Here is a 6,624-nt window from a genome sequence, read left to right as displayed (position 1 = left end):
TCCATAGTGTTTGTCTATCATCTTAGAAAGCCATGTTTAAATCTAAAAGAATATGATGCATACATCGTGTTTTCTACTTCAAATTATAATTTATACTTTCACGACAAATATTTGGATCGTAAAATCTCCCGAGCCCAAAAACAGACAATTTTGAATTTTTTTATGCAGAAAAAAATTAAGGTCGAGTTTAAACATATTAGCCAGCTGCAAGATGCAGTTCACTGTTTACTGCATGTTTTTATCGCAAACACGAAGCAAAATATCAAACTACGTGAACAGGTGATGCAGCATGCTTGCGAACAGTTGGCTATTTCAGTGCCAGATAGCAGTATCGATTTGAGTAGTATGCCAGATATAACGCGTTTTATGTCAGCCATTAAAACAATTGATAAGGCTTATGCTTTAGTTAAAGGACAAATTCTTAATACATTGGCTGAGGCAGCCAGTTTTGATAATGATATTGAGCCGATGGAGCAATATATTATTCAGGCATTAGCAGCTAGATTCGCTGTTCCAATGCCCAACCGATTAATTGCCAGCATGCATGCTGCTGCAGTGGCGTAATCATGCAGGTACAGAGCTTCGCGCCGCATGTGCTGGGCCACGAACGGATTCTTATCTTAGGTTCAATGCCTGGCGTCGCATCACTGCAACAACAACAATATTACGCCCACCCGAGAAACATATTTTGGCGCCTAATGGCCGAGTTATTTACTGTAGATGAAACAATGCCTTATTCACAGCGACTGAGAGCTATCAGTGAGCAAGGTTTGGCCCTGTGGGATGTCTATCAGCAATGCTTTCGTCCCGGTTCGCTGGATAGTGCGATTGATAAACGGCAAGCAAGCTTTAACCGGATTGCAGAGCTTATGCAGACACAGCCATCTATTCGCTATATTGCCTGTAATGGCCAAGCTGCGTTTAAAGCCATGCAGCGTTATCTGAAGTTACATCATACTGAGCTGACTGAGACATCGTTTGAGCTTTTCTGTCTGCCTTCGACTAGCCCGGCAAACGCAAGTATGAGTTATCAGCAAAAATTTAACGCTTGGCAGTTATTGCGCGAATTGCTCGAGGAAAGCTAATATGCAAACAATACAGACTTTATTAGAGTCGCAGAAACAACAGGCCTTGCAAGATATCGAGCACTGTTTTCAAGACTTAGCGTCGGCGCAGGATGTTAGTCCGGCCAGAAAGTTTCGCTTAGAGGGGCGCTTGCAGGTTCTGCTTGCTGTTGGCGTTATCGATATACTAGAAATTCAGCAATACTGTTGTGCGCAGCAGCAAGCCTATCATTTGCCAGAGTCCGAAACTGAGTATTGGGCATGGGCAACCAGTCAGGCGGGCACGATAAGATTGCCATTTTATATGCAGCCAGCTCCTGTATATCCAAGTAAATAGAACTTATCGGCGTTGAAAACCTTGCTCAAGCAAATGCGCAACAATGCGCTCTATATTCATGCTGGATGCAGTTTTTAAAGCCTGCCGTAAAATTGCTATATTGCTGATCGCCTGTTTCAACGCATAGGGTGGTAGTGATTGTTGCTCTAATGACTCAAGGTCTTGTTGCATTTGAGGCGGTAAATTTAAGCTAGATTGCATGGTGAGTAATAGAAAACTTTTTTCTGTTAGCACAGCAAAATCAATCGCTTCTTGTCGCACCAGCGATTCATAATCAATATAGCCTTGGTCTTTCAGCCAGATCATTGCACTCAGGCCGCTCAGGTGTCTTTCACTATGCAGTCCGTATTCGTCAACCTGGTCGGGGCCAGAAATGTCTTCCACGTATAATGTTACTTTACGCGGAAAGGTTGCAAATAATTTTGACAGTACAAGACCAATATCGCGGTAGAAGTCTTGAATGTGAATATCACTCATGCAGCTAGTCGTTCAGGTGGTTAGTTGAAATCATACTGTTGCAAAAAGCTACCCAGGCGTTTGATCGCATCGATAATATCGTCTTTGCGCGGTAGAAAAACAATGCGTAGATGTTGCTTATCCGTAATATTGAATGCAGAACCCTGCACCAATAAGATTTTTTCCTGGCGTAAAAAATCTAAAATCATTGTTTCGTCATCATTGATTGGATAACGAGCAGGATCTAGTTTAGGGAATAAATAAATACTGCCCTTCGGTTTAACGCAGCTCACCCCTGGGATGGCAATTAAGGCCTCATAAGCTGCATTCATCTGCTCATGCAGTCGACCGTTGGGTAAAATCAGATCGTTGATGCTTTGGTAGCCACCGAGTGCTGTTTGAACAGCATATTGTGCTGGCACGTTAGAGCATAAGCGCATCGAGGCGAGCATATTAATGCCTTCAATATAATCACGAGAATATGCTTTTTGGCCAGAAACGATAAGCCAGCCAGAGCGGAACCCGGCTAAGCGATAGGATTTTGATAGGCCGTTGAAGGTAATGCAAAGTGTGTTTTTAACCAGTTTTGCTAATGGGTAGTGAACGGCATCATCGTACAAAATGCGGTCATAAATTTCATCGGCAAAGATTACCAAGCCCTTACTTTCGGCCAAGCTTACTAAAGCGCTTAACACCTCTTTAGAGTAAACTGCGCCGGTTGGATTGTTCGGATTAATGATGACAATCGCCTTGGTGTTTTCGGTAATTTTGCTCGCAATGTCATCAAGATTAGGCTGCCAGCCTTGGTCTTCGTCACAATGGTAGTGAATGGGATGGCCGCCAGCCAGATTTACAGCAGCTGTCCAGAGTGGATAGTCAGGCGAGGGGATTAGCACTTCATCGCCGTTATTAAGTAAGGCCTGAGTTGCCATGACAATAAGCTCGGAAACCCCGTTGCCTAAAATCACATCATCTATATCAACATCAAATATGCCACGCAGTTGGCAATCTTGCATAATCGCTTTACGGGCAGAAAAAATACCTTTCGACTCTGAATAACCCTCTGCTTGAGGCAGGTTGCGAATCACGTCCTGAATAATCTCATCAGGTGCGCTGAGTCCAAATGCTGCAGGGTTGCCAACATTGAGCTTGATAATTCGCTGGCCTTCCTCTTCAAGACGCAGTGCCTCATCAAGCACAGGGCCTCGAATGTCGTAACAAACATTGGCAAGTTTATTGGATTTTTTAAGCGTATTCATCGTAAATAATTAGATGCTGTTGATTGAATAGTAATCCGCTATTATGACCGAATAATCGCGATTAAGCGATAGTCGACCTTGACAATCCATTTGCAAGAGAACTTTATATGAGCCAAGCCCCGATTAAAAAAACCGATGCGCAATGGCGCGAACAATTATCGGATTTCGAATACTATGTCTTGAGAGAAAAAGGCACTGAGCGGCCATTCACCGGTGAGTTTAACGATTTTAAAGGCAGTGCTGATTTTGCCTGTCGCGGTTGTGGTCAGCCACTGTTTAGTAGCGCGGCAAAATATGACTCAGGTTCTGGCTGGCCCAGCTTTTTCGAGGCGGTAAATCCTGAGGCTATTCGCGAGTACCGTGATAGTTCGCTGGGTATGGAGCGAGTTGAAATTGTTTGCAGCCGCTGCGACTCACATCTAGGTCATGTGTTTACTGATGGTCCGAGGCCAACCGGCTTGCGTTATTGTGTGAACTCAGTTTCGCTAACTTTAGATAGCTCAAAGTCTGCGGTCTAATTTTGTGAAAAGCGTTGACACTGACTACAATGCTCAATAAAATGCGCGCCTCTTTTGCAGAGAATTTCTTGTCTCTGCTTGCTGTTTGCGGATATAGCTCAGTTGGTAGAGCGCGACCTTGCCAAGGTCGAGGTCACGAGTTCGAACCTCGTTATCCGCTCCAACACAGCCGGTACTTCTCAATAAATCTTGATACTCTTTTAGGCTCTAGCTTTGGCTTTAGGTCTAGCTCTAATTAGGCACTAAAATATTACAACGAGATTTTGATCGCTATCACGCCATCTGACGTTATTCTGTGCTGAATGCAATACGCCGCTTAATCCATCTCAATATGGCTAAATGTCGCGATGAGTAGGCCCACTGTGATACTTTACCGCAATGGCGCTTGCTATAGTTTCAGGTGATAGCTGGATACATAGATGAGATGCTTGTTGGATGCGAACTTGATTATACTTTTGGAAAATACATATGACGCAAGCCGCAGTTGAAATTACGGGTTTACATAAAACATATCGAGGTGGCTTTGAAGCTCTAAAAGGTATCGATTTACGAATCGAGCAGGGTGATTTTTTTGCCCTGCTCGGTCCTAATGGCGCTGGCAAATCAACCACCATCGGCGTGCTCTGTTCCTTGGTTAAAAAAACCCAAGGCCAGGTATCCATCTTTGGTATTGATATCGATAAGAATTTCCCCTTAGCTAAATCAAAAATTGGTGTGGTGCCGCAGGAGTTTAATTTCAATAACTTTGAAAAAGTGAAACAAATTGTTCAGCAGCAAGCAGGCTATTATGGCCTTACAGCAGCTGAGGCCGAGCCAAAAATTGACCATTTTCTGAAAAAGTTAGGGCTCTGGGAAAAACGCGATGTCGCCGCGCGAACGCTGTCTGGCGGTATGAAACGTCGCTTGATGATTGCCCGCGCGCTGATTCACGAGCCAGAGCTACTTATCTTAGATGAGCCGACTGCAGGCGTTGATATTGAGCTGCGGCGCGGCATGTGGGAGTTCTTAAGTGAAATTAATGCGCAAGGTACGACCATTATCCTGACCACACATTACCTAGAAGAAGCAGAAATGCTTTGCCGTAATATCGCGATTATTGATGCAGGCAAGATCGCTCACCACTCAGACATGCGCTCCTTACTAGCCCAGCTGCAGCAAGAGACTCTATTGATTGATCTGGACAGCACAGTCGATCAACTCGCCCCAGAGCGGCTTGCAAACTTGCCATATCAGGCCAATATTGCGGATGCGCAAACGCTGGAGGTCACTATCAGCAAGGGTCAGAGCTTGAATGCGGTGTTTGCTAGCCTTAGCGAAATTGGTTTAACCGCAACCAGCCTACGCAACAAAGCAAACCGTCTAGAAGAACTGTTTGTCAAACTGATCGAGGGAGAACAGTAATGCCTCTGTCACAGCAATGGGTGGCCTTTGTAACATTGGTCACCAAAGAGATTCGCCGATTTATGCGCATATGGACGCAAACGCTGATCCCGCCAGTAATTACCATGGGCTTGTATTTCATTATTTTTGGCAACCTGATTGGTTCACGCATTGGCAGTATGGGGGGCTTTGACTATATGCAGTTTGTGGTGCCAGGCCTGATTATGATGTCGGTTATCACCAACAGCTATTCCAATGTCGTCTCATCGTTTTTTGGCAGTAAATTTCAACACTTTATCGAAGAGCTATTAGTCTCACCGGTGTCTAATGGGGTTATTTTAGCGGGCTTCGTCTGTGGCGGGGTGGTACGAGGTTTGTTGATTGGTTTCATTGTCACGCTGGTGTCTATGTTTTTTAGCGCGCTTGAGATTCAGCACATAGGTTTGACGATTTTGGTAGTATTCATGACCTCCGTACTATTTTCGCTATTGGGCTTTATTAACGCGGTATTCGCTGAATCCTTTGATGACATAGCGATTATCCCTACTTTTGTATTAACGCCATTAATTTATTTAGGCGGTGTTTTTTACTCGATCGACTTACTGCCAGAATTTTGGCAGTGGGTATCGCAGGCCAACCCTATTTTATACATCATCAATGCGTTTAGGTTTGGCATCTTAGGCCAGAGTGATATTGATGTTGGTCTTGCTGTCGTGATGATCGCGGTTTTTACTGCACTGGCGGCAGCGGTCAGCGTTGGCCTGTTAAATAATGGTACCCGGCTTCGGCAGTAGGCCTTAGACAATAACTGAGTAAGAAAGTATGGCATTTGATCCGAAATATCAGCAGCATATCCCGCTTGGCAAGTCCACGCAGTATAGCTTTGAATACGATCCATCATTACTGTTTCCGATTGCCCGTTCAGCTGGACGCGATAAGATCGGTCTGCAGCAGGATATCCCTTTTAGCGGCTACGATCGCTGGACTGCCTTTGAGCTGTCGTGGCTTGATGCGCAAGGAAAGCCTAAAGTGGCGGTGGCAGAATTTGATTTTGCGGCCACAGCGCCGAACATCATTGAGTCGAAATCGTTTAAATTATATTTAAACTCGTTCAATCAAACCCAGTTCGCCGATGAATCGCTTTTATTGCAGTGTTTAGCTGATGATCTGAGCACGGCATCGGGAGCAGAGGTTGCGGTGCGCCTATTTGCTGTTAATGATTATCCTCGCACTGCCGACGTTTCAAGCTATCTTCGACTGGATGATCTGGACGTTGCCTGCAGCAGCTATCAAACAGATGCGAATTTGCTCGGTGTTGAGTCCGCTAGTGAGAAAGAGCTGCAGCGCTATTGCTTTGATGCATTTCGCTCGCTATGTCCGGTGACGGCACAGCCAGATTGGGCCTCAGTATATATCGACTTTCATGGTGCGAAGCTTGATAGCGCGTCTTTGCTGCAATATCTGGTGTCATATCGCAACCATCAAGGCTTTCATGAGCAATGCGTCGAGCAAATTTTCATGGATTTACTGCAGCTGGATAGCGCCGCGGTAATTTCTGTGTATGCGCGATTTTTACGTCGTGGTGGTCTGGACATTAATCCAATACGCCA

At 45.0% G+C, this 6,624-nt stretch carries 9 protein-coding genes and 1 tRNA gene; 8 read left to right on the top strand and 2 right to left on the bottom strand.

Annotated elements, in window-relative coordinates; translation table 11 throughout:
- Positions 1-162: 162 nt before the first annotated feature.
- The 3 genes from HRU21_11005 to HRU21_10995 are packed head-to-tail and all read left to right on the top strand — an operon-like array spanning position 163 to position 1,401.
- Complete coding sequence (locus tag HRU21_11005; GenBank protein ID NRA42815.1) at positions 163-564, top strand: hypothetical protein; 402 nt, start codon at positions 163-165, stop codon at positions 562-564.
- 2 nt (positions 565-566) lie between these two features.
- Positions 567-1,085 (top strand): DNA-deoxyinosine glycosylase, encoded by a 519-nt coding sequence (locus HRU21_11000; protein ID NRA42814.1) that lies wholly within the window; start codon positions 567-569, stop codon positions 1,083-1,085.
- A 1-nt stretch (position 1,086) separates the two neighbouring features.
- Positions 1,087-1,401, top strand: a complete 315-nt coding sequence (locus HRU21_10995; protein ID NRA42813.1) for a hypothetical protein — start codon at positions 1,087-1,089, stop codon at positions 1,399-1,401.
- A 3-nt stretch (positions 1,402-1,404) separates the two neighbouring features.
- Here the strand turns inward: HRU21_10995 and HRU21_10990 are convergent, their stop codons facing one another.
- Positions 1,405-1,878, bottom strand: coding sequence for a hypothetical protein (locus HRU21_10990; protein NRA42812.1), 474 nt, complete (start codon positions 1,876-1,878; stop codon positions 1,405-1,407).
- 20 nt (positions 1,879-1,898) lie between these two features.
- Positions 1,899-3,116, bottom strand: coding sequence for a pyridoxal phosphate-dependent aminotransferase (locus HRU21_10985; protein NRA42811.1), 1,218 nt, complete (start codon positions 3,114-3,116; stop codon positions 1,899-1,901).
- A 107-nt stretch (positions 3,117-3,223) separates the two neighbouring features.
- On the opposite strand from HRU21_10985, the gene msrB reads away from it, so the two are divergent.
- The 5 genes from msrB to queF form a co-directional block, all read left to right on the top strand.
- Positions 3,224-3,634: a peptide-methionine (R)-S-oxide reductase MsrB gene (msrB, locus tag HRU21_10980; GenBank protein ID NRA42810.1), complete on the top strand. Its 411-nt coding sequence runs from the start codon at positions 3,224-3,226 to the stop codon at positions 3,632-3,634.
- An 87-nt stretch (positions 3,635-3,721) separates the two neighbouring features.
- A tRNA-Gly gene (locus HRU21_10975) sits at positions 3,722-3,797 on the top strand.
- 305 nt (positions 3,798-4,102) lie between these two features.
- Positions 4,103-5,035: an ABC transporter ATP-binding protein gene (locus tag HRU21_10970; GenBank protein NRA42809.1), complete on the top strand. Its 933-nt coding sequence runs from the start codon at positions 4,103-4,105 to the stop codon at positions 5,033-5,035.
- Positions 5,035-5,808 (top strand): ABC transporter permease, encoded by a 774-nt coding sequence (locus HRU21_10965; protein ID NRA42808.1) that lies wholly within the window; start codon positions 5,035-5,037, stop codon positions 5,806-5,808. Before HRU21_10970 ends, HRU21_10965 begins: the two co-directional genes overlap by 1 nt.
- A 28-nt stretch (positions 5,809-5,836) precedes the next feature.
- Positions 5,837-6,624: NADPH-dependent 7-cyano-7-deazaguanine reductase QueF (queF, locus tag HRU21_10960; protein ID NRA42807.1), on the top strand; the 788-nt coding region annotated here is incomplete at its 3' end.

The sequence above is a fragment of the Pseudomonadales bacterium genome (genome assembly GCA_013215025.1).
Taxonomy (GTDB): Bacteria; Pseudomonadota; Gammaproteobacteria; order Pseudomonadales; family DT-91; genus DT-91.
The sequence above is the reverse complement of the archived record's forward strand: the minus strand, read 5'-3'. Positions and strand labels throughout refer to the sequence as shown.

Excerpts from the sequence above, each read along its gene's own strand:
- HRU21_11005 (NRA42815.1), top strand. The coding sequence starts at position 163 with ATGCAGAAAAAAATTAAGGTCGAGTTTAAACATATTAGCCAGCTGCAA.
- HRU21_11000 (NRA42814.1), top strand. The coding sequence starts at position 567 with ATGCAGGTACAGAGCTTCGCGCCGCATGTGCTGGGCCACGAACGGATT.
- HRU21_10995 (NRA42813.1), top strand. The coding sequence starts at position 1,087 with ATGCAAACAATACAGACTTTATTAGAGTCGCAGAAACAACAGGCCTTG.
- HRU21_10990 (NRA42812.1), bottom strand. The coding sequence starts at position 1,878 with ATGAGTGATATTCACATTCAAGACTTCTACCGCGATATTGGTCTTGTA.
- HRU21_10985 (NRA42811.1), bottom strand. The coding sequence starts at position 3,116 with ATGAATACGCTTAAAAAATCCAATAAACTTGCCAATGTTTGTTACGAC.
- msrB (NRA42810.1), top strand. The coding sequence starts at position 3,224 with ATGAGCCAAGCCCCGATTAAAAAAACCGATGCGCAATGGCGCGAACAA.
- HRU21_10970 (NRA42809.1), top strand. The coding sequence starts at position 4,103 with ATGACGCAAGCCGCAGTTGAAATTACGGGTTTACATAAAACATATCGA.
- HRU21_10965 (NRA42808.1), top strand. The coding sequence starts at position 5,035 with ATGCCTCTGTCACAGCAATGGGTGGCCTTTGTAACATTGGTCACCAAA.